Annotated in this window: 8 protein-coding genes; 3 read left to right on the top strand and 5 right to left on the bottom strand. The window is 38.8% G+C overall.

From position 1 onward, the window contains the following. The first annotated feature begins 100 nt into the window (after positions 1–100). Positions 101–2,497 carry a type III secretion system effector protein gene (locus AABK36_RS08795; protein WP_309939528.1) on the top strand — a complete coding sequence of 799 codons (2,397 nt, stop codon included), beginning with the start codon at positions 101–103 and terminating at the stop codon, positions 2,495–2,497. A gap of 55 nt (positions 2,498–2,552) precedes the next feature. Here AABK36_RS08795 and AABK36_RS08790 read toward each other — a convergent pair whose 3' ends face one another. From AABK36_RS08790 to AABK36_RS08770, 5 genes are all read right to left on the bottom strand, one after another. Then, positions 2,553–10,832 carry a LamG-like jellyroll fold domain-containing protein gene (locus tag AABK36_RS08790; RefSeq protein WP_309939527.1) on the bottom strand — a complete coding sequence of 2,760 codons (8,280 nt, stop codon included), beginning with the start codon at positions 10,830–10,832 and terminating at the stop codon, positions 2,553–2,555. Between the two features lie 20 nt (positions 10,833–10,852). Continuing rightward, complete coding sequence (locus AABK36_RS08785; protein ID WP_309939526.1) at positions 10,853–11,746, bottom strand: tail fiber protein; 894 nt, start codon at positions 11,744–11,746, stop codon at positions 10,853–10,855. A gap of 425 nt (positions 11,747–12,171) precedes the next feature. Further along, on the bottom strand, positions 12,172–20,406 hold the full coding sequence (locus tag AABK36_RS08780; protein ID WP_309939525.1) for a LamG-like jellyroll fold domain-containing protein: 8,235 nt from the start codon (positions 20,404–20,406) through the stop codon (positions 12,172–12,174). A 42-nt stretch (positions 20,407–20,448) separates the two neighbouring features. Then, complete coding sequence (locus AABK36_RS08775) at positions 20,449–21,384, bottom strand: tail fiber protein (RefSeq protein ID WP_309939523.1); 936 nt, start codon at positions 21,382–21,384, stop codon at positions 20,449–20,451. A gap of 438 nt (positions 21,385–21,822) precedes the next feature. Continuing rightward, entirely contained in the window at positions 21,823–23,067 is a 1,245-nt protein-coding gene (locus AABK36_RS08770) for a BaiN/RdsA family NAD(P)/FAD-dependent oxidoreductase (RefSeq protein WP_309939521.1), read from the bottom strand. A gap of 488 nt (positions 23,068–23,555) precedes the next feature. On the opposite strand from AABK36_RS08770, the gene AABK36_RS08765 reads away from it, so the two are divergent. Together AABK36_RS08765 and AABK36_RS08760 are read left to right on the top strand one after the other, a co-directional pair. Further along, the gene (locus AABK36_RS08765; protein WP_309939519.1) at positions 23,556–24,137 is read left to right on the top strand and encodes a GNAT family N-acetyltransferase; all 582 of its coding nucleotides are present in this window, start codon (positions 23,556–23,558) and stop codon (positions 24,135–24,137) included. 11 nt (positions 24,138–24,148) lie between these two features. Continuing rightward, the gene (locus AABK36_RS08760; RefSeq protein WP_309939518.1) at positions 24,149–25,348 is read left to right on the top strand and encodes an argininosuccinate synthase; all 1,200 of its coding nucleotides are present in this window, start codon (positions 24,149–24,151) and stop codon (positions 25,346–25,348) included. Positions 25,349–25,393: the final 45 nt, after the last annotated feature.

Genomic DNA, 25,393 nt, shown 5'->3' with positions numbered 1-25,393 from the left:
ACGAATCGCAACCAAACCATTTAATCAAATAAAGATTATTTATAACATTAATACACGGCAAATCCTTTTTATTATTAAAAATTACAAAGGCTAGTCTTCCATGAAATCATATGGTTTGCAACTAAAAAAGCTTGAGAAGAAATCTCTATCCAATGGTTCGGCCTCCATCTGTGATTTAAGAGCAGAAACTACCCAAGCCAAAGCCCTTCAAAGCATCCTTCAAAAACCCATACAAAGATTTGTCTACTCAGGCAAAGGCTCCGCAAGTCCTATAGAATATTACACTCAACTGCCAGATCATTTGGTCTGTCGAATTGATAAAATTTCAGATTCTACTGAAAGAGAATGGCTTATTTCTGTGATTGAATCCGCCATGACAGATCCCGAGACTACAATCAGAGTAGATGCGAATACTACTTTAGAAGATTTGAAGACGCAATTGTTCATGTCGTTTCCTGACTATGAAAATATGAGCAAAAGCTACAAACCAGGAGATTTAGTCATCGGTACTCAATGGACTCAACAAGCTGTTGCTCCGCACTTCAGAAGTCTTTGCGGAAGCGATGATATGCCTATCTTCCTCGACGACATTATCAAATACTTGAAAATTAATGAGGGCAAAATTGTCGTCAAAGAGTCAAATCCTAGAAAAATGAGCTCGGTGGATTGCTTCGGCATGTGGCTTCAGGAGCAAATGCCACCTCTCACGCAAGAACATACTGCGCTAGAGCTTGCCCAATGGATAAGAGACGTAAGACTGAAAACCATGCTTTATTTCACTCGAATATCCAAAAAAGGGCAACGCATTCATCTTATGATGGATAGAGTGGACGAAGCCTTGCTGATGCGTGACGATGTGGAAAACACATCCAATCTTGACCCCGTTTATTACGACTTATTAGGGCTTCATGAGCAATATTTTGTTTACAAAGGAATTCTTCCCTTCAAAGAACCTCCAGCCGACTTGGGCAGTGTACACATGTACAAATACGGTAAGCATATGACTTATCCTTGGATGAACGAACCGGAATTATGGGCGCACAGGCTAGAATATAAGTTTTCAGACAAATACCATATGAAAACTCCACTACATCACTCCTCGACAGTCGATGAAACCATGGATTTAGAAAAAGCCGTGGAAGTCGCTAAAACGAGCGAAAAACCTGATCATGATTTTGAAGAATTGACGGAAAGAGAACTATACTCGGCATTGTTTGACGCATCTGCTTACATGAAAATCCTCACTTTGGGGCAATTTCAAGAAAAAATGAAAGCGGAAAATTCTCAAAATTTTGATTCTCGAAGGCAACTCATACCTGAATTAGTGCTTATTGAATCACGTCTTCAAGAATATGAATTTGAAAGAGAAGCTGCCGAAGATGATTTTCAACAATTAAAAAAACTGGAAAGACAAAGTGAATCGGAAACAGAAAGATCAAATCTTATAGAGCGATTAATGCTCAGCAACAAGAATGCTACATCACGAAGATTTGAACTTCTAGATCTTCTCGAACATGATATTTACTCATGGCATCGTCGTTGCCCCATCATGAGTTTTAGATTCATGCCTCTGTATCACAAAAGTTTGTTTTTGCTTTTGGAAACCATTCACAAAGAACACATTCAACTTGTCAAACACGTAATGAATCGACAGTACTCTCCTTGGGTACCGGACTGGGAATCCTTGTCAAAAACAGAACAAGAAGACATTTCCATGGCTTGGCAAATGATTTCAGATCAACAAAGCTACGGTTTGGTAGGTGAGTATATGAACGGGACCGAATTAAAATCAAGCCGACATAATAACTTCCAGCCCATGGTAGCTAGCTCAGTGTTAAGATTGCTTAGCAGACCTACAGGAAGAAAGCTAATGTGCTCCATACTAAATAATTACTCAAGGCCAATGGTTGTCATTCCTGTATCTAAGGTAATGAAAGACTCATGCGATTCGGCGATATCATACAGAACTACTGATCAAGAGCCCAAGCCATTGGGGGAGTTTTCAAAAGACAATCTTTTTGTCGACGTATTTGCCACACGTGGTTCCAGTGGTATGGTTCGCTTAGTGGTTCCTTGGTCAGAGCTCTCTGTTCTGAGAGGCGAACAATGGGACTTCGCAAAGGACTATACTCACCACAGTCGATCAAGAAAGCCCGATGATGATGTCTTTGCAAAAAACGGACTGTACCTTCCCCCTAGTGGAAACTTTGTCTTATGCCCCAACTTTATCACTCTAGGGCATGAAGCAGGTCATGTAAAAGGTTATCACAGAGGAGAATCAAGAAAAAGCATCTTTCTTGAACATTATCAAAATGATCCTGAACTCTTCCCTTGGAGCAATAATGAAGAGCATTATGTCATCGAAGAAATTGAAAACAAAATCAGGGAAGAACATGGACTTCCAAGAAGAAAATGGCATATGACATCCAGCGTCGACTTGGAAGAAGTCATCTCCAACCCTAAATCGCATGCCATTTTTAGAAAGTATTTGTTCTAAACAAAAAAGCCCCTGAATTAATCCAGAGGCTTTTCAATTATTATTTTAGTCGATTTTACTTTTCTCCCTGTGGAGCGATCTTCGTTACTCTGATTGAATAGTTTCGGGTGCCTGAAGTAACTGAAATCAGGTAAACTCCCGCAGGTACTTCCGTTCCACTATCAGTCGTTCCGTCCCAAACCAGTTCATCTCCATTAAAATCCGATGTGTCAATCTCAGCAATTCTTCGCCCTGCAAGATCGTGAACAAGCACTGTGATTTTTCCGTTAACATTCTTCGGAAGCTCAATTGCTACTGACTTCGCAAATGGATTTGGATACGCATTGAACGACGATTCTTGATCATCAAGGCTTGTCAATCTACTGCCTATTGTCAGATTAACAGGCTGATCAAGCGTACCTGCTATGCCGTTCGTTTGGAAACTCAAAATCTCATTTACTGAATACTCGTCTTCTGTATCACAATCTTTCAACACTAAACTCATATCCGTCACAAGCTCATTGCTGTACAACGAAATAAAGTAAATCCATTCTTCTGTATCTTCTTTGAACATCGGCCTTGCAACTCCTCTGATTTGCTTGTTTTCAAATGCCCCGAGAAGCAAAGTCTCATCCACGTCTGAAAGATCATCTTCATCAACTTTCGCAATCACCGACATATGATATTCATAATCATGAACATTTATCTCCCATTGATCAGGCAAGCAAGCGAAATCAGAATCTTCCTCTTTCTGTCTTGAAAGCAGAACGGTAGACTTCGGATATCTGAATTGAGTATCCTTGGCTGATTTATACATATATCCATGCCTCACTTTCAAAGTCTTAAGACTACCTATCCAGCCCAGCTTGTCATCGTACACCGCAAAGTTCTTTTGACCTTTGATCACATCGCCTTCTGAAGGCGCAAGATTCGAAAGCGCTTCTTTCAATGGCATATTGACATTTGGAAGATAAGATATCCAATTCCACCCTTTCTTCAGAGGAATATCAACTGTGTCCGGGCTTAATGGAACTCCCATAAACCTGATCGTATCCTCATGCGAAAGTCTCAACATATACATGGAATAATTAGTGAAAGAATTTCGGTAATAGTAATCATAGTAATTATAACCTAGTTCTCCATACCAATAATCTCCTGAAGTATAATAAGTCGCGAAATTATATTGATCCCTTACCAAGTCGCCATTACCAGGCTTCAAGTCATTCATCAACTTCTCCACATCCTTAAGCTCATCGCTGGTCATATTGAACGAAAGCCATGTCCAACCTTTGTTCACCGGCATGTCCACTACGATTTGATTGTTTGTCTCGATAAGTTCCGGCACGGAAGGCGTCCCAACCATTGTCTCTGGCTCAAATTCCAAATTGGAAGGCGTCACATCTCCAAAAATCTGGCCTGTGCTCGCATCCCATACTAATAGTTCGATATCTTGATTAGTATTGACAATATAATCGCTGTAAATATCCAAGAATACCATATAACGATCATACTCAGGGACATATTCCAAGTTGCCGACACCTGTAAGCACTCCATCAATCTTAGAAGCAATCATGTCGTTTTCGTCCGTGGAAATCAATCCATCGACTTTCAAGTATCCAACCAAGCTCATGCTATTATTGAAATCAGCAGGATTGACAGTCCAATCAGGTCTCTCAGCAAACACATCCAAATTAATCAATAACTTTTCGCTAAAGCTAAGGTCAGTGTTCAAATAAATATCTCTGCTGTAATTTCCAATATTCAATCCATCAGAGACTGTGAAAATAATCTCTTGCTGACTGTCAGGCTCCAAAGTTCCCGATTGTGGTGTTGCTGTCAACCATTCAGGCAGATTCCCAATACTGAAACTTTCTTGTCTACCTCCAGAATTAATCACTCTCGCTCTAAATGTCAATTCCTCATTCGCATGCTTCGACAAATCAAATTGCTGTGCATCCCAAACCACTTGATTTTTCTTAATGTATGCCGTCCAAGTAATTGGAGATTGAAGCTTGTTGCCTCTCAAATCATAAACATCCTTCACAGTAATATCAAGTATGGTTTTCTCTATCAAACCTGCATCTGTAGTAGGCGTCAAGATCACTTTGTCTTCATTTACCGCAAAAGTAAAATTAACTTTTTCTACTGGTCTAGCCAACTTGATATTCGCAGGCACTTCCGAGAATGTCCCTCCTTGCTCTGTAACTTCAACAAGCTCTTGAGACTTGTTTTCTGTTGTTTCCGTAAGCACCAACACGCCTACATCTTCTGTATAATGCTCGAATGGAAGGTAAACTTTCAAACCTATTTCATCACCTTGCAAGCGATTCATCATATCTTGTTTGATTTGAGACTGCTTGCGGGCAAGGTTCCAGATACGCACTTCATCCATTTGACCATTGAAATAATTGTCAAAGTTTTCTGTGAATCCATCCAGCCAACCTCTAGCACCAACCCATAGTTTTGGAGCCGCAAAGCCTTTCCAGTTTTCGCTCAAATCAGCAGTTTGCAATTCTCCATCAATGTAAGAGCTAATATTGCCCAATCTGTTTACCACCAATGCGAAATGATGCCAATTTCCATCCAAATAACTCTGATGTGTTGCTTGGAACTTCAAGCCAGCATTTTCCACGAAAAACATTCCTTGACTTGAGGCTGAGATCGACCATAAAGTCTCCGACTGATCGGTTCCATCGCCTTTGCCATTGGACAAAAATGTAGAAGCCGCGCCAGACTGTCCATTGAACCAGAATTCAATAGTCATATCCATTTCTTCATTCATCGGCACTCTAGCAGTATTCAATGCCAAGTAATCCGAAGATCCATTGAATTGATAAGCTCTGCCTTTTGGCTCGACATTCCAAGAAGCATTCAACTGACCATGTCGACTGTGCACTTTATCCAAAGCAACATCACCACGAGATTCATTCATCGGCCAATTACCCAACAATCCAAATTCAGAGCCTCCCAATGATGTATTCATCTTAGAAGCGATCTTCGCTTGCGTTCTAACTGTGCTCCAGATTCTGAACTCATGTATAAATCCATTGAAATGCCTTGAGTTTCCGAACCCGGCTTTACCAATATACACATCACCATTGCCAGTGTACTTTTCAGTAATATCAACATCCAATTCATACACAGCATCTACCAATACTGACGCTTTTGACTCCGCTTGATCATAAACTATTGCAAAATGCTTCCAGTCTTGTTCCGTAAAACTTTTATCCGTTTTTACTACTTCGCCGTTAATTCCAATCTCCAATTTATCATTGGCATCGAAACCGATATAAAGGCCTTCGCTCGCATTTCCTCCCTCAGTGAAAATGCATTGCTCTCCAAGACTATTTCGCTTCAGCCAGAACTCTATAGTAAAAGTTCTATTGGCAAGTCCAAAACCATCTTTGACCAACATATAATTCTGAACACCATCAAAACCTACGCTCGCTTGGTGTCTGATTTTCGAACCGTTAAGCACTCCCTTGATTTCAAAATTATCCCAGCTTAATTTGCCTATATCGATATTTTCATTGAACTGAACAGCGATATCATCATTTGGCGATAGAATACCGTCTGCTGGCTGCGGAGTCCCAAACAAATGCGGGTTTGTATCATCATAAATACCCGAATACGTCTTCGAACTGCTTTCAGCTTGCGTACAAACAGACACAGCTCTCAAATCATAATTCGCATCCGGCAATTGCGCCATATCCCACTCATAAATAATATAGGAAGCATTGGTCGGAATTTCCTTCAAGCGATCATCATTCATGCCCGTAGTATCAACAAAGTATGATTGCAAACCTATCCAGCTACTGCTTGAAGAAGGCTTGTATTGAAACTGAACCTCTTCCAGCGAAGGATTATTGATATTGTAATCACCAATCACAACTCTCAAAGTATCATCAAATGAAGTGTTCACCACCCATTGGTCCTCAGGGTTCAATAAATCCACAGTACTGCATGAAGGAATAAAATTCGCCGAAATAGTCACTGTGTCAATCGATTTGAAAACGCCTCCATTTGTCCAGTTATCATATTCGCAAGTAGAGAAAAGCACTAACTGAATATCTTCATATGAATCTTTCACAGGTCCCTTCTCAACGGTAAGCTCCTTGACAATACTCGATCCTCCAGGTATAGCATATACTCTATTCAATGGAACCCCATCGATCTTCAATACCGCTCCATCCGGATTTGTTTCTTCCAACACCGCCAAACGATACCATTGCATATCTCCACTCTGACTATCATTTCCTAAAGTCAAATTGAATACAGCGGCTTCGTGATCAGGCACATTTTGTTGAACTGAAGGAGCGACTTCAAGAACAGGAATTTCACGACGCATGGTAGCTTCGCTAAGGTTTTTACCAACATGCTCGGTGATATATTCTCCTTGCCATTCTTGATACTCTGTAATTTCATACTTATAGTATTTTCCATCAATGACAACATCATAATTATTACTGCTGCCTCTTACATAAGCCGTATCGATGACCGTCACATACTTTTTCCAAGGATATTCCACCACAGCAACTTCTTCCCAAGGACACATACTTTGTCCTCCTGCAGTCGAAAATATCGGACCGCCCCCAGAAGTCGATTCAAATACATCCACACTGAAAAAGTCCCCAATATTATCATCATAAAGCTCATAACCGTACGTCTTTGATCTCTCAGACACATCGCCCCAAGTCTTGTTGTAAACTTGGTGGAATGTTAGCGATTGAGCGACTTCAATACCCGTCTCATTAATCGAGGCGCCTATCTCCAAAGCAACCTCTTCGTTTATCGCCATATCAAAAACATTCGTATAATCGTTGATTGTATCATTCATATGCGTGTACGAATAGCTATTGCCAGCGCTGAAAGATATATTTCTCTCAGGAGAACCGTTTGTTATCGCTTCATACTTTTCACGATCATTTTCTCCCAATGCGTCTTTCCAGATTCTAATCTGCTGGTTATACCATCTCACCGAGTCATACTTATTCTCCAAATGACTTGATCGGAATATGTAACTTTTACCTAAAGTATCAGCGGCATCTGTAACTCTCCAATTCTCCGAAGATGCATCCGTGCCCCAAATCGGGTCGTCATTGTTTGTCCCGAATTTTGGATCGTTCTGATCAGTCAATACCAATTGATAGTTTTCAGAATGGAAAAGATTGTTTCTAAGCTGCGTAAGATCAGGTATCAAATAATTTTCGATATGATCCTTTGAATAAACAAAAGTCGTATTGAACCCTTCAGGAACCATATACATTCCCAGCTTTTTACCGATTTTAAAACCGTCAACGCTTTCTCCATAACATTCCACACCCGGCTTGTCGCAAACCGAATCCGGCAAGACATCCAAGTTAAGAGATGTTCCATAGATATAATTCATAGACTTGCCAATAAACAAATCGCCAGCCTCGCCTACCAATTCAGGTCCATCCGATGTTTGATATGTATCAGTAAACGTAATTGTCGTTTCCAGAGAATGGCCTCCGCCACCCGTCATTGTCATTTCAAATCCCAATTTCAAATCATTGACAACTTCAGTCTTAGTCAACACACCCAAACCTGCCGTTATCGTTGTTCCCAATCGAATTTTCTTTTCAAGATCTAATGTAGAACCGCCCTCAAACGTCCAACTCTCATAATAAGTATCGCTCGTGCCTTTTTCGATATAAGCATAACTTCCACTTCCCGGAGGATCTCTCAATACCATATCCACTAGCTCTGGACCTGTCGTCACGAAGTTATTGCCATTAGGCTTGCCTCCGAACACGTAACCTCTATAGATCTCGCCATTAACATCCCACGTTATGGATTTCTTAGCTGTTTCCACACCAATTTCAAATGTCTGAGTATAGCTATACTCTTCAACATTTGCATTTGTCAAAGTATTCGGCACTCCGCCCGTGAACGTGTAGCGATACAGCCCATTATTCAAATCAGCTTCTTCGTATTGTATCTCCGCCAGATTATTATTGATCGTAACTTTACCATCTGTTACAGGAACGCTATCCACCAATATTGGATTATCTGCATTTACATAAGTTTCAAATACTCTTATATCCGCAGTGTATTGGTTCGTTGATTCGAAAACTGGGTAAAGGAATGGAGTCGCTTTCAAATCAATCGTATGCGTCAAAGGGCTTTGCCCTATTCTAGGTTGATCATACGAAATGGAAGTCTCTCCACTGAACTCGCTTCCATCAGTATTTTTAACCGTAATAATTGGTTCTTTTCTATAAATATAGTCATTGCGAACATGATAACTCGTTGAATCTATGCTGATAATGGCTCCTGTTGTTTCATTTTTAACAGTATCGATAATTACTGTTTCAGGGACTATTCTCGTTAAATTCAATAAATCAAGCGTACCAAATTTTATTGAAGGGTCATTGATTACGGACAGGCCTTCAACGATATAATTCATTGGAGGAAGTAAAACTTCATACTCGCCTGTATTGCTATCAGTAACAACTTTATTTATACTGCATCCATTATTCTGTTGCGACTTGAAGGTAATTTCAGCTTGTCCGATATTGTTGGTTGATCGTCCAAGATTAGCCAATTTATTTCCTTCTCTTGTACCTCCGACTACTCTACCAACCACTTTCACCAAAGTACTGTCAATAAAACTTATTGGAGGAAGAGGCTCTTGGAAATTCCATTTTTCATTCTCATCAGAAGGAAATCTTCCAGCGCTGAATACATGTCCATTCTTCTCAACAGTAATAAAATGATATCCTATCGGAACATCCAATTCAAAAAAGCCCGTTGCGTCAGTCATCACAGGCTGTCCATCTTTAGTCACAATCTCACCATCGATCAAAACAAAAACACCTTCAGCATAGCAGCTTGTATTTTTATACTTAACCGTACCGGTAACTTTAAACGATGAAATATCCTTGAAATCCACATTATTGATTACCGTCTCATTCCCGCCTAGGAAAAGAATTTTCTCGCTTGGCTCAAAGCTATGTTGCTCGAAAAGAGGCGTAACCGTATACGTGCTACCTGAACCATTATATGGTATACCTGATATGATATAGTTTCCATTTTCATCAGTAATTCCTCTGATGCCTAGATCCGTTTTCGGCGATGGAATAACGTCACTCCATGTAGCACCCAGCCTTTTCAAATGATTCTCATTAAAGACAAGTCCTGTATGCGACAAATCGTAAACAAAATCTCCATAGCCTTCATTCATTCGATAATAAGCTATCAAACCATTTTCACCACCGGAAATATATCGATTATAGTCTTGGCTGATTGTAATTGAATCCAATGGCTTAGACCATATCTTGAACTCATCAATATAACCTTTGATTCCGCTACCAATCTTCAAATCCTGCTCCGTGCTGATAGAAAGAGTTGAATTCAGTTTTGCGCTGTCCAATAGTTCACCCTGCAAATAATACCATAATGAATCCTGATCAAAAACCACTGCAAAGTGGGCAAATCCATCCACATAAACTCCTTGCAGGTTTTTTCTCCCAAAATCATATGAGGAAACATCGCTACCATCTTGTTTGATTTTTAGCTTTTTATTCGTCCCATCGTAATCGATCTTTATGCCATCATAATCAAAAACGCTCCCTGTGAAGGAAGACTCGTCCAAATCCATCCACGCCTCCACTGTTAATGAGCTTTGGGTGCTTTGCAGTATATCCAAACTATCATGCAATAAGAAGTCATTTCCATCAAACGATAAACTCGTTCCTGAAAAATCCGCTTCAGACTCCGCCAAAACAGTAACTCCTTTGACAGCCTGGCCTCCTTCATAAGCTATTCGGCCTGTGATAGTTGCGCTTGTCGTACGGTAACCAATTCCTTCGATATAAGTCATGTAAGCGGCTTGCGACTCATGCACTCCAATAGCATGCACAGTATACTTGTACAACACTCCGCTATTGGCGAACTCATCCTCCCAATCCAAATCATCTTTGGAAAGATTCTTCACTATTACTGAGTCTTCGAGAGAGCCAAGTTCTTTTCTAAAAATTTTATATCCAGTAATATTATCAATATTCGCTACCGGATTCCATCTCAAAAACACCCTATCAGAGAAATATCCCTTGGAAACAAATAATGAATTACCATCAAACGTATAATTAAGATATAAAACATCCCATGGAAAACGAACGCTCAATTGCTCTGAGTTATTCGCAACGGATCTGTGAGAAATATTTATCGGAGATCCAACCTGAAAAACAACCTCTACAGGGTTGCCGACTCCCGCTTCTTTTTGCACTGCCCCACTTCCTAGAAAGGGTACAGCCTTATGATTTTCAATCTGCGCGCTCGCCCATTGCGTCAACAACAAGATTGAAAATAAAATACTAAGTACTTTTTTCATTTCAATGAAATTAACAGGCACTAGTATTTGATGATATAATGTACATAAGCATTTCGAGGTCTAGTTTCATTACCTCCTCTTGCCTGTATTGCCGCTGTGTTAACAACATCCGGCTCATTACTGCTATTGTCTTGTCCATCAGAAGTGTGATTACCTGTTCTTTGCAATAGCAAATTGTAATTTCCATTTCCGTGATTGTGACTTTTAAATTGATCTGCTTGATAAGAGCCAACTTTATTACCCGTATTACCTCCAGTTTTAATAGCAGAACGATTATTACGATCCGGGTCAGCACCTGAAGCATCAGATACTCCTCTTAAAAATAGTCCTCTTAAGTCTGGCACATTAAAATTACTTCCATCTCCTCCCCAATTAGTACCTATAGTATTAAACAAGTTTACATAATTCGAGTTCGTTTTAGAATATGAACTGCCATCACATACCAACCATCCTGAAGGAACCTTATTTTTATCGCCAGCAAATGGCATGATGGTTCCTACTGGAACACCATTAGCCGTCGCTGTTGTTGCGGTATTCGAATGTTGCGCTTTCTCAGCATAATAAGTATAAGGTACATAATTCAATGGCGAGTCACTAAGCACATAAGTATTACCATCCTTCTTATAAGATACTTTTAAGTTATACTGAACAGAAAAATCCAGTGCATTGAATTCATTTGCTTTTTCGGAACCAATCATATGACTAAAGACACCGAATGCGTCTGTATCTAAGACTTTGCTTTCCGAATAAACCGCTGTTTTACCGGATTCTCCAACTGAGAAAAAGAATTCCAACTGTTGAGAACTAAGCGCTTTTCCTTCTTGATCTCTAGCAATCCCCTGGAAACTCACACCTTGCTGCGAATATGCACCAAAGCTTAATGCGACTAATAAAAGTAGTAATAAGTTTTTCATGTTTGTAGTTGTTTGTTTTGAAATACGATTTACGTTGTAAGCCCAAAATTATAATAATACAAACAAGAAAACTAACTCATGTGCCTTATTCAATAAGATTTAAAAAGATCATAATTAAATTTTAAAAAAAGTAAATTATGATTAAATGAGTTAATTAAATCAAAAAAACTCTTATTAATATATTTTTAAAATAATTAATAAAATTTTAACAACCACAAACAACATAAAACACTTAATATTAAAATATGTAACATTTTTAATGTGTTAAAGATATTTACTTTTATTCAAAAAAATATCATGTAAGATATCCAAAAACATGATCTTCGATCAAAAGAAATGGAAACCAATTAAAATAATTTTAATCAAATCATAAAAAAACCACCCAAAATATGGATGGCTTTTTTATAAATTATTAACACAAAAGATTACTTATTTCCTTGAGATGCGATCTTGGTGACTCGCACAGAATAACTTTCTTTTTCTGTGGAAACTGAAATCAAATAAACTCCTGCAGGAACCTCTTCTCCATGATCAGTCTCACCATTCCAAAGCAACTTATCATCATGCAAATTTGAGACATCCACCTCCGCGATTCTTCTGCCAGCAAGATCATGAACAAGCACTTTTATTTTTCCCTCTGCATTCTTTGGGAGCTCGATAGCTACCGATTTCGAGAAAGGGTTTGGATACGCATTGAATGAATATTTTTGATCATCAATATTAGTTAATCTACTTCCAAGTGTCAAACGCACCGGTTCATCAAGCGTACCAGCGATTCCATTCGTTTGGAAGCTCAATATTTCATTCACTGAATATTCATCATCATTTTCGCAATCTTTAAGTTTTAAATTCATATCTGTAACTAGCTCATTGCTATATAATGAAATGAAATAAATCCACTCTTCGGTGTCCTCTTTATACATTGGCCTCGCAATTCCTCTCGCTTGATCATTTTCAAATGCTGCTAGAATCAATGTTTCATCCACATCTGAAAGCTCTTCTTCATCAACTTTCGCAATCACCGACATATGATATTCATAATCATGAACATTTATATTCCAATTATCAGGAACACAAGCCAATTCACCATCATTGCTTTTCAATCTGGATAATAAAACTGTCTCTTTAGGATACCTGAAAGTCGTATCTTTTGCAGACAAGTACATATATCCTTGTTGAACTTTTAATGTCGCAAGACTACCTATCCATCCCAATTTCTCATCATACACAGCGAAATCTTTTTGACCTTTGATAACATCTCCTTTAGAAGGTTGAAGGTTTGAAAGTGCTTCTTTTAAAGGCATATTTACATTTGGTAAATAAGAAATCCAATTCCATCCTCTTTTCAAAGGAATATCAACTGTATCAGGGCTTAACGGCACTCCCATAAACTTGATGGTATCCTCGTGCGAAAGCCTTATCATATACATTGAGTAATTGGTAAATGAATTTCTATAATAATAATCATAGTAATTGTAGCCAAGTTCGCCATACCAATAATCTCCTGAAGTATAATAAGTTGCAAAATATCTCTGATTTCTCACCAGATCCCCATTACCGGGTTTAAGATCATTCATCAGCTTCTCCACATCCTTTAGCTCCTCGCTGGTCATATTAAAGGAAAGCCAAGTCCAACCTTTGTTCACAGGCATATCAACTACGATCTGGTCATTAGTTTCAATCAATTTAGGCTCGGATGGGCTACCCTCCATTTTTTCCGGAACAAACACCAAGTCATTCGGCATTACATCACCAAAAATCTGCCCTGAACTCGCATCCCAAACCAATAGCTCGATATCTTGATTTGTATTGACTATGTAATCGCTGAAAATATCCAAAAACACCATATAACGATCATATTCAGCCACGTACCTCAAATTACCAACTCCTGTTAATACTCCGTCAATCTTCGCCGCGATCATATCATTTTCATCAGTGGAAATGACTCCATCAACTTTCAAATAACCAACGAGACTCATGCTATTATTGAAATCAGCAGGATTAACTTTCCAATTTGGTTTTTCCGCAAACACATCCAAGTTAATCAACAGCTTCTCGCTAAAACTCAAATCTGTATTCAAGTAAATATCCCTGCTGTAATTTCCTATATTAAGCCCTTCCGATACTTTAAAGACAATTTCCTGCTGACTATCCGGCTCAAGAGTTCCTGACTGAGGCGCTGCGCTCAACCATTCTGGCAAATTACCAATACTGAAGCTTTCCTGCCTTCCTCCTGAGTTGATTATCCTCGCACTGAAAGTTAGCTCTTCGCTGGCGTGTTTTGAAAGATTAAATTGCTGAGCATCCCAAACTACTTGGTTTTTCTTAATGTATGCCGTCCAAGTAATCGGCGACTGCAGTTTATTGCCTCGCAAGTCATATACATCTTTCACTGTAATATCAAGAATAGTTTTTTCTATCAAACCTGCATCTGTAGTAGGCGTCAAGATCACTTTATCTTCATTTACGGCAAAAGTGAAATTAACTTTTTCAACAGGTCTGGCGAGTTTGATATTGGCTGGAACTTCTGAAAATAATCCGCCTTGCTCCGTAACTGTCACAATCTCCTGAGACTTGTTTTCTGTTGTCTCTGTCAACACTAACACACCTACATCCTCAGTATAATGTTCGAAGGGTAGATAGACTTTCAATCCTATTTCATCACCTTGAAGACGATTCATCATATCCTGTTGGATTTGCGACTGCTTTCGAGCAAGGTTCCAAATTCTCACCTCATCAATCTGGCCATTGAAATAGCTATCGAAGTTCTCCGCATTGCCTTCGAGCCATCCTCTAGCTCCTAACCATAATTTTGGCGCCGCAAATCCTTTCCATAGCTCGCTTAAATCTGCAGCCTGAAGCTCTCCATCCACGTAAGAGCTGATATTGCCAAGCCTATTAACCACCAAAGCAAAGTGATGCCAATTTCCATCCAAATAATCTTTTTCCGTTGCTTGAAAATTAAGCCCTGCATTCCTCACTTCAATCCAACCACGATCATCCGCAGAAATAGACCAAACGGTATTAGACAAATCGGTGCCATCGCCCTTTCCATTCGACAGGAAAGTTTGAGCCAAACCTGACTGACCATTGAACCAAAACTCAATTGTCATATCCATTTCATCATTCATCGGTACTCTAGAAGTGTTCAGCGTCAAGTAATCCAAAGCTCCATTGAAACGATATGCTCTTCCTTTAGGTTCGACATTCCATGAAGCATTAAGCTGTCCGTGTCGGCTGTGAACTTTATCCAAAGCTATATTGCCTTGAGCTTCGTTCATCGGCCAATTGCCCAACAATCCAAACTCCGAACCTCCTAAAGAAGTATTCATCTTAGCCGCTATTTTAGCCTGAGTTCTTGCCGTGCTCCAGATTCTGAGTTCATGAATTAGGCCATTGAAATACCTTGAATTGCCAAAGCCCGATTTTCCTATATATACATCACCATTGCCAGTATAAGTTTCTGTAAGACTTTTATCCAACTCGTAAATAGCATCAACCATCACATAAGCTTTTGACTCTGACTGATCATACACCACTGCAAAATGCTTCCATTCAAATTCGGTAAAACTCTTATCCGTTTTTACGATTTCGCCATTGATACCAAGCTCCAATTTATCATTGGCATCGAAACCAATATAAAGGCCTTCGCTCGCATTTCCTCCCTCTGTGAAGATACATTGCTCGCCAAGACCATTGCGCTTCAACCAGAACTCTATAGTAAAAGTTCTATTGGCAAGTCCAAAACCATCTTTGACCAACATATAATTCTGAATACCATCAAAACCTACGCTCGCTTGATGTCTGATTTTCGAACCGTTAAGCACTCCCTTGATTTCAAAATTATCCCAGCTTAATTTGCCTATATCGATATTTTCATTGAACTGAACAGCGATATCATCATTTGGCGATAAAATACCGTCTGCCGGCTGAGGTGTTCCAAATAAATGCGGATTGGTGTCGTCATAAATACCCGAATAAATCTTCGAACTGCTTTCAGCTTGCGTACAAACTGACACTGCTCTCAAATCATAATCAGCATCCGGAAGCTGGGCCATGTTCCATTCATAAATGATATAAGGATTATTCGTTGGGATTTCCTTTAATCGATCATCATTCATGCCCGTTGTATCCACAAAATAAGATTGTAACCCAATCCAATTACTGCTAGCAGAAGGCTTATACTGGAATTTAATTTCCTCAAGCGAAGGGTTATTAATATTGTAATCTCCGATAACTACTCTTAATGTATCATCAAACGATGTGTTCACTACCCACTGATCTTCCGGATTCAATAAATCAACAGTACTGCACGAAGGAATAAAATTCGCTGAAATCGTCACTGTATCAATGGATTTAAACACACCTCCATTGGTCCAGTTATCATATTCACATGTGGAAAATAACACCAATTGAATATCTTCATAAGAATCTTTTGTGGGTCCTTTTTCGACCGTTAGCTCTTTGACAATGCTCTCCCCGCCTGGAATAGCATAAACCCTATTCAAAGACACTCCATCAATCTTCAATACAGCTCCATCAGGATTCGTCTCTTCAAGCACCGACAATCTGTACCATTGCATATCTCCGCTTTGACTGTCATTGCCAAGCGTAAGCTGGAATACTGCGGCTTCATGCTCTGGAACATTTGCTTGAACAGCAGGAGTCACTTCAAGTACTGGAATTTCACGACGCATAGTTGCCTCGCTCAAATTCTTGCCAATATGCTCAGTAATGTACTCGCCTTGCCATTCTTGACGCTCGGTGATTTTATACTTATAATATTTCCCATCTTTCTTAACATCATGCTTGCCTCTTTTCGTTTTTACAAGCGTGGTGTCATATACTGTCACATACTTTTTCCATGGATATTCCACAGTCGCTACTTCTTCCCATGGGCACATGCTTTGACCACCGGCTGTTGAGAAGATTGGTCCCCCTCCAGAAGGCGACTCATGAACATCCACACTAAAAAAGTCGCCAATATTATCATCATACAACTCGTAGCCATATGTTTTCGAACGTTCAGACACATTGCCCCAAGTTTTATTATAAACCTGATGAAAAGTAATAGATTGAGAAACTTCTATCCCTGCGTCATTTATTGTGCCGCCGATCTCTAATGCCACCTCTTCATTTATTGCCATATCGAACACATTACTATAATCATTCGTTGTGTCATTAGTATGTGTATAAGAATAATTGTTCCCCGCACTAAAAGAAATATTTTTTTCTGGAGAACCATCGGTTACAGCATTGAACTTTTCTCTATCATTCTCGCCTAGAGCCTCTTTCCAAATTCTAATCTGCTGGTTATACCACCTTACAGAGTCGTATTTATTTTCCAAATGACTAGAACGAAAGATGTAACTTGCTCCCAATGTATCTGAAGCATCAGTAACTCTCCAATTTTCAGAAGAAGCATTGACACCCCAAATTGGATCGTCATTGTTTGTCCCAAATTTCGGATCATTTTGATCAGTGAAGACCAATTGGTAATTTTCCGAATGAAAAAGATTATTTCTAAGCTCAGTTAAATCCGGAATCAAATAATTCTCAATATGATCCTTGGAGTATACAAATGTGGTATTAAAGCCTTCTGGCACTAAGAACATTCCCAGTTTTTTCCCAATTTTAAATCCATCAACGCTCTCTCCATAACATTCGACACCCGGCTTAGCGCAAACAGAATCAGGAAGCACGTCCAAATTAAGTGTTGTGCCATAAATATAATTCATGGATTTACCTATAAATAAATCACCTGCCTCCCCTACAAGTTCAGGGCCATCCGATGTTTGATAAGTATCAGTAAAAGTTATTGTTGTTTCCAAAGAATGGCCTCCACCGCCAGTTAAGGACATTTCAAAGCCAAGTTTTAGGTCATTTATCACAGAGGTTTTTGTTTCAACTCCAATACCTGCTGTTATCGTTGTGCCTAAACGGATTTTTTTCTCTAAATCAATAGTCGAGCCACCTTCAAATGTCCAACTTTCATAACTTGTCTCGCTTGTCCCTTTTTCAATATAAGCATAACTGCCACTTCCCGGAGGATCTCTTAAGACCATATCCACAAGTTCTGGTCCTGTCGTCACAAAATTATTTCCAGTAGGTTTTCCTCCAAATACATAGCCTCTGTAAATCTTGCCATTTGGTTGCCAACTGATCGCTTCTTTTGCAGTTTCTACATTAATTTCAAATGTCTGGGTATAGCTATTTTCGGGAATATTAGCATTTGTTAGAGTGTTAGGTGCTCCTCCGGAAAACACATATCTATACAAACCATTATCCAAATCAGCTTCTATATTTTGGGTCTCAGCCAAGTTGTTGGCAATGATCACCTTGCCATCAGTAACCGGCACGCTATCTTTCAAACTTGGATTATCTGCATTAGTATAGGTTTCAATTACTCGAATATCAGCGGTATATGAATTTGAAGACACAAATACTGGGTGCAAGAATGGAGTATCCGATAAATCAATCGTATGCGTCAAATCAGCTTGCCCTGGTCGTTGCTGATTATAAGTCAAAGTGCTTTCCCCTTTAAACTCGCTACCATTCGAATTCTTAACGGTAATGATAGGAGTATTTCGGTAGATATAATCGTTTCTCACATGATATATCGAGGTGTCAATACTTACCACAGCTCCAGTTTCTTCATTTTTAACGGTATCAATGACAATGGTTTCAGGAACTATTCTGGTCAAATCCAACAAATCTAAATCTTCAAATTTCATCGTAGGATCATTTTCAACGCTAAAGTTCGAAACAACATAATTCATCGGAGGCAATGAGATCTCATACTCTCCTGTTTGAGCATCAGTCCAAACAGAGTTCTCACTGCAACCTCCTCCTTGTTGAGATGTAAATGTAATCTGAGCAATACCTATATTATTTTTAGATCTGCCAAGATTCGCAATTTTATCGCCTTCCCTTGTGCCACCTACCACTCTTCCAACTACTTTCATCAAAGTGCTGTCAATAAATTCTATTCCTGACACAGGCTCCTGAAAATTCCATTTTTTATCTTCATTTGAAGGGAATCTACCCGCGCTAAACACATGTCCATTTTTCTCTACAGTTATAAAATGATAGCCAATAGGCACATCCAACTCAAAAGCGCCAGACTCATCAGTCATCACAGGTTGCCCATCCTTCGTAACAATCTCTCCATCCACCAACACAAATACATTTTCAGCATAGCAACTGGTATTCTTATACTTGACCGTACCCGTAACTTTAAATGATGATATATCTTTAAAGTCAACATTATTGATGATCGCCTCAGTAGTCCCCAAAAACAAGACCTTTTCGCTTGGCTCAAATTGATGCTGATTATAGAGCGGAGTAATCGTATACGTGCTCCCCGACCCTTCGTATGGTATTCCTGAGATGACATAATTTCCATTATTATCTGTAATTCCCTTGATTCCCAACTCACTCTTCGGAGAAGGAATATTGTCATCCCAACTCACATTTACCAATACCAAATGATTCTCATTATACTCAATCCCTTTATGAGATAAATCATACGCAAATTCTCCAAAGCCCTCATTCATGCGATAGTATGCTATCAGCCCCTTTTCTCCTCCTGACACATAACGGTTATAACCCTCCACTATCGTCGTTGAATCCAAAGCTACATTCCAAAGCCTGACCTCATCAAGATTTCCAATAAATGACTTTCCTATCTTCAATTCATTCTTGTTACCGATAGAAAAAGGTTTTGACAATTTGACTTTCTCAATATACTCGCCTTGCAAATAATGTGTTACCGAATCCCCATCAAACACCAAAGACAAATGCGCATAGTTTGTCACCGATGAAATTGTATCCCACTTAACCGATGCAAACCCTCCAATAGAAACACCTGATTGCTTTACATCTATACGTTGATTGGAGCCATCATAGAGAATTTCAAGATCATCATACTCAAGAAGACTTCCCACATGGCTCAAGTTATTAACGTCAACCCAAGCTTCAAAGGTAAATTTATCCAAAGAGCTATTCTTCAGATTCAAACTATCCTTATAGAGATAGCCATTTTGGCCTGATAAAATACTTGTCCCCGAAAAATCGGCATCAGATTCTGCAAGCACAGCAACACCTTTTACCGCTTGCCCTCCAGCATAAGCGATGCGTCCTGTAACTGTAGCACTAGTGGTTCTGTAACCAATCTCCTCGTCATAGGTTAGAAATTGAGATTGTGATTTATGTACTCCATTAGCGAAAATCGTATATTTATACAACACACCGCTTTTTGCGTATTGATCCTCCCAATCCAAATCGGAACTGGACAAACTTTTCACTAATACAGAATCTTCTTGCGAACCTAATTCTTTCCGATAAATTTCATAACCGGTAATTAGATCTTTGTTAGCGATTGGCCTCCATCTTAATACAATTTTGTCAGGATAATATCCCTTAGACACAAAAAACGAATTCACATCAAACGTATAGTTGATATACAATACATCAAGCGGCATACCCAACCTGAAATTATTCCTGTTTCCTTGCCCTTGGTTTTGATTCACCATTGCAGAATAAGGAGAACCAATATTGAACACGAACTGATAGCTACTAGTCTGCTTCTGCTTGCTTAAAGCATTAACAGCATTAGGAGTATATTCTTGCTCAACAACTTGACTGCACAATGCTATCATTGAGATTATTAATATAAAATATTTCTTCATCTTCTCGAAGAACTAGTATTTGATCAAATAATTCACCGATGCATTTTTCGGTCTTGTTTCAGCGTCACCTCCAGTCGTTATCGTATGCGTATGATTTCCTGTAGTACTAGTATGGTATGTAACTCCAATTCCTTCGTTATACTTCAAAGGGTGATCAGAATCACTATTCCCCTCAAAACTTCTATGATGGCGAAGAAGATTCATGGTATGCGAATGATTTCCATCTGTTGAAGTTCCAAAGGCTGCATTAGGCCTTCTTGTAGCGTCCCCTTGATATGTACCAACATTATCTCCAGTGTTACCTTTAGCATGCTTAGCTGTTCTTTTATCGCTATTTGAATCCACATTTGCTCCATAGTCAACACCTCTTAAAAACTGGCCTCTTAAATCAGGCAACCTATTTTCTCCCCAAGCATCATTTAGCGCCGCTTTCAATGCTTTATATTTTTCCGAGTTAAAACTCTTGCCATCACAAAGCACCCATCCTGGAATCGGCTCCACAAGCCCATCAATATTCAAAGCACCTGTATTAACGTTACCAGCATAAGGAATTATCATTCCAGCAGGAAAATACGCTTTATGAGCATAAGAAGCATAAGGCACATTTTCCAATTTTGAATCCGTAAGCGTAACAACAGCTCCTCCATTTTCACTCACATCGACTTTAAGATAATATTCATTCTCAAAATCAATTTTAGCGAAATCAGTGGATTTTACAGAACCTATGACATGCTGAAACACACCAAATCCATCTGTTTTAATCGTTTTGCTCTCTGTAAACACATTAGCTCCCCCTGTGGGATGAATAGAAAATGTAAATTGTAAATTTTTATCCGTTAAGGCTTTCCCATTATTATCTCTTGCAATTCCTTGGAAACTAAACCCTTGCTGAGAATAAGATTTAAAGCTTATAACAACAAGCAAAAGTAGTAATGATAAGTTTTTCATGTTTGTAATCTTTTGAAATATGTTTGTTTGATTACTTCAAAATTATGACAACAAAACTGATAAAACTAACCCATGTAATTTATTGAATAAAATAACCTAAAAGTAAAAAAGTAAACAAAACATCACAAAATATAACTTTACAACTAATTTATATAAAAATATAATTCAATTTTCATCAAAAAAGCATCAAACAATAACATATCTATATATACTAATATGTAAATAATAACTTATATACATAAGTAATAATATTAATTCATTCTACAAATATAGGTAATAGAGAGAAATGACATGTAAGAAAATACTATACTTTAAACCGCACTAAAAAAATGGAAACTAATAAAAAAAGATCTCCATTATTGAAGATCTTTTTGACATTTTATATTCAAAAATATTACAGATTATTTATCCATAACATGATTAGTCGTTTTACAAAAACTATTCTGCATCATTATTTTCTTTTATAATATTCTTTGCGGCTATAAAAGCTCCTGACCATGCATTTTGAAAATTGTAGCCACCAGTAATTCCATCCACATTCAATATCTCCCCGGCGAAATAAAGCCCCGCATACTTTTTCGACTGCATGGTATTCACATCAATTTCACCCATATCCACTCCCCCGCAAGTCACAAACTCTTCCTTAAAGGTCGTCTTGCCATCCACTGCAAGCTCCATTCGATAAATATTCTCCACCAGCTTATTAAAGGATTTCTTGCTGACTTCCGACCATATTTTACCCTCGCTTATTTCCGATTGACTCAACAAATTATCCCACAATCTCTTCGGAAGCCCAAATAATTGGTATTTAGACACTTTCCTTGAAGGATAATTGGATTTATAATCGATCAACTCATTTCTTAGTTCATCCTCGCTTTTATTCCCCAACCAATTAATATGTATACCAAAACGATAATCTCGCTCAGACAAACTCTTCGCTCCATATGCGGATAATTTCAAAATTCCCGGACCGCTCAAACCCCAATGCGTTACCAACACGGCACCCTCTTCCTCAAGCTTTGTCCCAAGCACTTTCACTCTTGCATTTTCAACTGACAAACCTTGCAAAAATTTCAACGGAGATTTTGGTATATTAAATGTAAACAATGACGGAATAGGCTCGATCATATTCAAATCCAAATCAGCAAGAAAATCATAGCCCCCCAAACTCGGGAATCCGCCTGTTGCGACCAAAACATGCTTGGCCCCAATATCTCCTTTATTCGTGCTCAACACAAAACCAACTTCTTCATCTTGTTTTATGTTTTCCACTTTCATTCCAGTCAATAACTCGACATCATTGTCTTCGCAAACTGTGGTAAAACAATCAATAATGCTCTGCGAGGAATTTGAAAAAGGAAAAATTCTTCCATCCTCTTCCACTTTCATACTTACACCCTTTCCCTCAAGCCAATCTACCATATCTTGATTTGAAAAATGCTTAAGCATTTTCTTCATCTGATTCTTGCCTCTCGGATAAGCTTTAGAAAAATCGCCAATGCTATTTTTGGAATTGGTAACATTGCACCTGCCTCCACCAGACACCTTTACTTTGGAGAGGACTTTGGATGTTTTTTCCAGAATTGTGATTTTCAATCCTACTAGAGATTCGGACAAAATACTAGCAGCGAAAAAACCGGCGGCACCTCCTCCAACAATTACAATATCTTTAACTTTACTCATTTCAAACAAAATAAAACAAACAACATATACTAATTTAAGAAAAATCCATGCTTAGCTGTTGCCTTTTACGAAAAAATATGCATACATTTGGAACATGATACAAATAGCACAGACATATAGAACTCAATTACCCGCAGGACATCCGTCTCCTGTAGAGAGAATTGCATTGTCTGCTCGCGCACTCCCCATTGTCAGGATTAGCCGAGCAGGCTAACCATTTGCGACAGCTTGTTCGGATCAACCCAATTGCCAGTCATTCAAGACTTTCTCACGCAATACTCGAATTTTTAAACTTAGTTGATCACTACACAACAACAATGGGCTATGAACTTTCATAACACAATACTCAATCCCTTTTACCCCAGTACAGATATTTCGATATCAAAATATAGGCGTTGCAGGCGTCGTTAATAATTCAATACCCAATAGGGTCAACCTGACCTTAATTGTATAATCTTTAGTTTATTCTTAACCTAATCGTATTCATCATGAAAATTGATGTCATGGTGGCGAATGTCCTTCATATTGGACACGCACAGACTATTTGTGATTTGATAGAATCATCCGCTAAGCAGCGCGGCACAGGTATCGCTAAAAGAAAACCTGAATATGTGATAGAAAAAATGATGGAAGGCAAAGCTGTCATAGCTATTGACACTACCAATGACATGGTAGCTGGCTTTTGCTATATCGAATGCTGGGAAAACGAAAAATACGTTGCCAATTCCGGCTTGATAGTCAACCCAGACTATAGAGGTCTAGGCCTTGCCAAAGCAATCAAAAAGAGAATCTTCGACCTTTCGGCTCAAAAATTCCCCGCGGCGACGATTTTCGGAATCACAACCAGCCCCGCAGTGATGAAAATCAATTTCGAATTAGGTTACAGACCAGCGACATTCGCAGAAATCACTAAAGATGAAAAGTTCTGGAAAGGCTGTCATAGTTGTCCAAACTACGACATTCTCCAAAGAACTCAAAACAAAAACTGTCTTTGTACGGGCATGATATATAGTCCAAAAGCAAACATTTCTGCGACCAAAAAAGATATTAAAACCGAAGTCCTTATCTGAATTCCATAGTTATGAAGAAAAAAGTCGTATTAGCATATAGCGGAGGTTTGGATACCTCTTACTGCGTAAAGTATTTGCAAGATCAAAACCTTGATGTTTATTCTGCCATCGTCAATACTGGAGGTTTTGACAAAGAAGAATTGCAAGACATCGAATTAAAAGCCTATGAAATGGGCGTTGTTAAGCATAAAACGCTTGATGTCGTTGAGCAATTCTATCAGAAATGCGTAAAATACTTGATTTTTGGCAACATTCTTAAAAACAACACTTATCCGCTTTCGGTAAGCGCGGAAAGAATTTTTCAAGCTATAGCAATTGTCAAATATGCGAAAAGCATGAATGCGGACTACATAGCTCACGGAAGTACCGGAGCTGGAAACGATCAGGTTCGATTCGACCTAGTGTTCAATATTCTAGCGCCGGAAATAGAAATCTTGACTCCTATCCGAGACCAACAACTTTCAAGACAACAAGAAATCGAATTCCTTGCGAAACATGGCATTGAAAAAGACTGGAAAAAGGCCCAATATTCCATCAACAAGGGACTTTGGGGAACAAGCGTAGGTGGAGCTGAAACATTAACTTCCAACAAAACCTTGCCAAACTCAGCTTATCCAAGCCAATTAAAGTCTTCCGACAGCAAAGTAATTAAACTAGAATTCACTAACGGACAAATTTCAGGCATTGACAATGTCGAATACAACAATCCCGTGAATGCAATCATTGACTTGGAAAAAATAGCATCTGAATATGCTATTGGAAGAGATATCCATGTCGGAGACACGATTATTGGCATCAAAGGACGTGTTGGTTTTGAAGCTGCCGCTCCAATTATTTTAATCAAAGCTCATCATCTTTTAGAAAAGCACACCTTAGCCAAATGGCAACAACATTGGAAGCAACAATTAGGAGACTGGTATGGAATGTTACTGCACGAAGGGCAATATTTGGATCCAGTGATGAGAGATATCGAGGCATTTTTAGAAAGCACTCAAAAGACAGTTAGCGGAACTGTTGAAATCAAGTTAAGTCCATATCAATTCGAATTAATAGGCATTGATTCTCCTCATGACTTGATGAGCTCCAAGTTTGGAGAATATGGAGAAATGAACAGCGCTTGGAGCGGAGAAGATGTGAAAGGCTTCACAAAAATCCTCGCAAATCAAACAAAAATTTTCCACGCTGTTAATCAGATAGACATTGAGCTATAAATCTATAAAGCTCGATTAAAGAATTTGCGGCTTGCCTTGTGAAAA

This window comes from Aureibacter tunicatorum (genome assembly GCF_036492635.1).
GTDB classification, from domain to species: Bacteria; Bacteroidota; Bacteroidia; order Cytophagales; family Cyclobacteriaceae; genus Aureibacter; species Aureibacter tunicatorum.
The sequence above is the reverse complement of the archived record's forward strand: the minus strand, read 5'-3'. Positions and strand labels throughout refer to the sequence as shown.

Excerpts from the sequence above, each read along its gene's own strand:
- AABK36_RS08770 (WP_309939521.1), bottom strand. The coding sequence starts at position 23,067 with ATGAGTAAAGTTAAAGATATTGTAATTGTTGGAGGAGGTGCCGCCGGT.
- AABK36_RS08780 (WP_309939525.1), bottom strand. The coding sequence starts at position 20,406 with ATGATAGCATTGTGCAGTCAAGTTGTTGAGCAAGAATATACTCCTAAT.
- AABK36_RS08765 (WP_309939519.1), top strand. The coding sequence starts at position 23,556 with ATGAAAATTGATGTCATGGTGGCGAATGTCCTTCATATTGGACACGCA.
- AABK36_RS08790 (WP_309939527.1), bottom strand. The coding sequence starts at position 10,832 with ATGAAAAAAGTACTTAGTATTTTATTTTCAATCTTGTTGTTGACGCAA.
- AABK36_RS08775 (WP_309939523.1), bottom strand. The coding sequence starts at position 21,384 with ATGAAAAACTTATCATTACTACTTTTGCTTGTTGTTATAAGCTTTAAA.
- AABK36_RS08795 (WP_309939528.1), top strand. The coding sequence starts at position 101 with ATGAAATCATATGGTTTGCAACTAAAAAAGCTTGAGAAGAAATCTCTA.
- AABK36_RS08785 (WP_309939526.1), bottom strand. The coding sequence starts at position 11,746 with ATGAAAAACTTATTACTACTTTTATTAGTCGCATTAAGCTTTGGTGCA.
- AABK36_RS08760 (WP_309939518.1), top strand. The coding sequence starts at position 24,149 with ATGAAGAAAAAAGTCGTATTAGCATATAGCGGAGGTTTGGATACCTCT.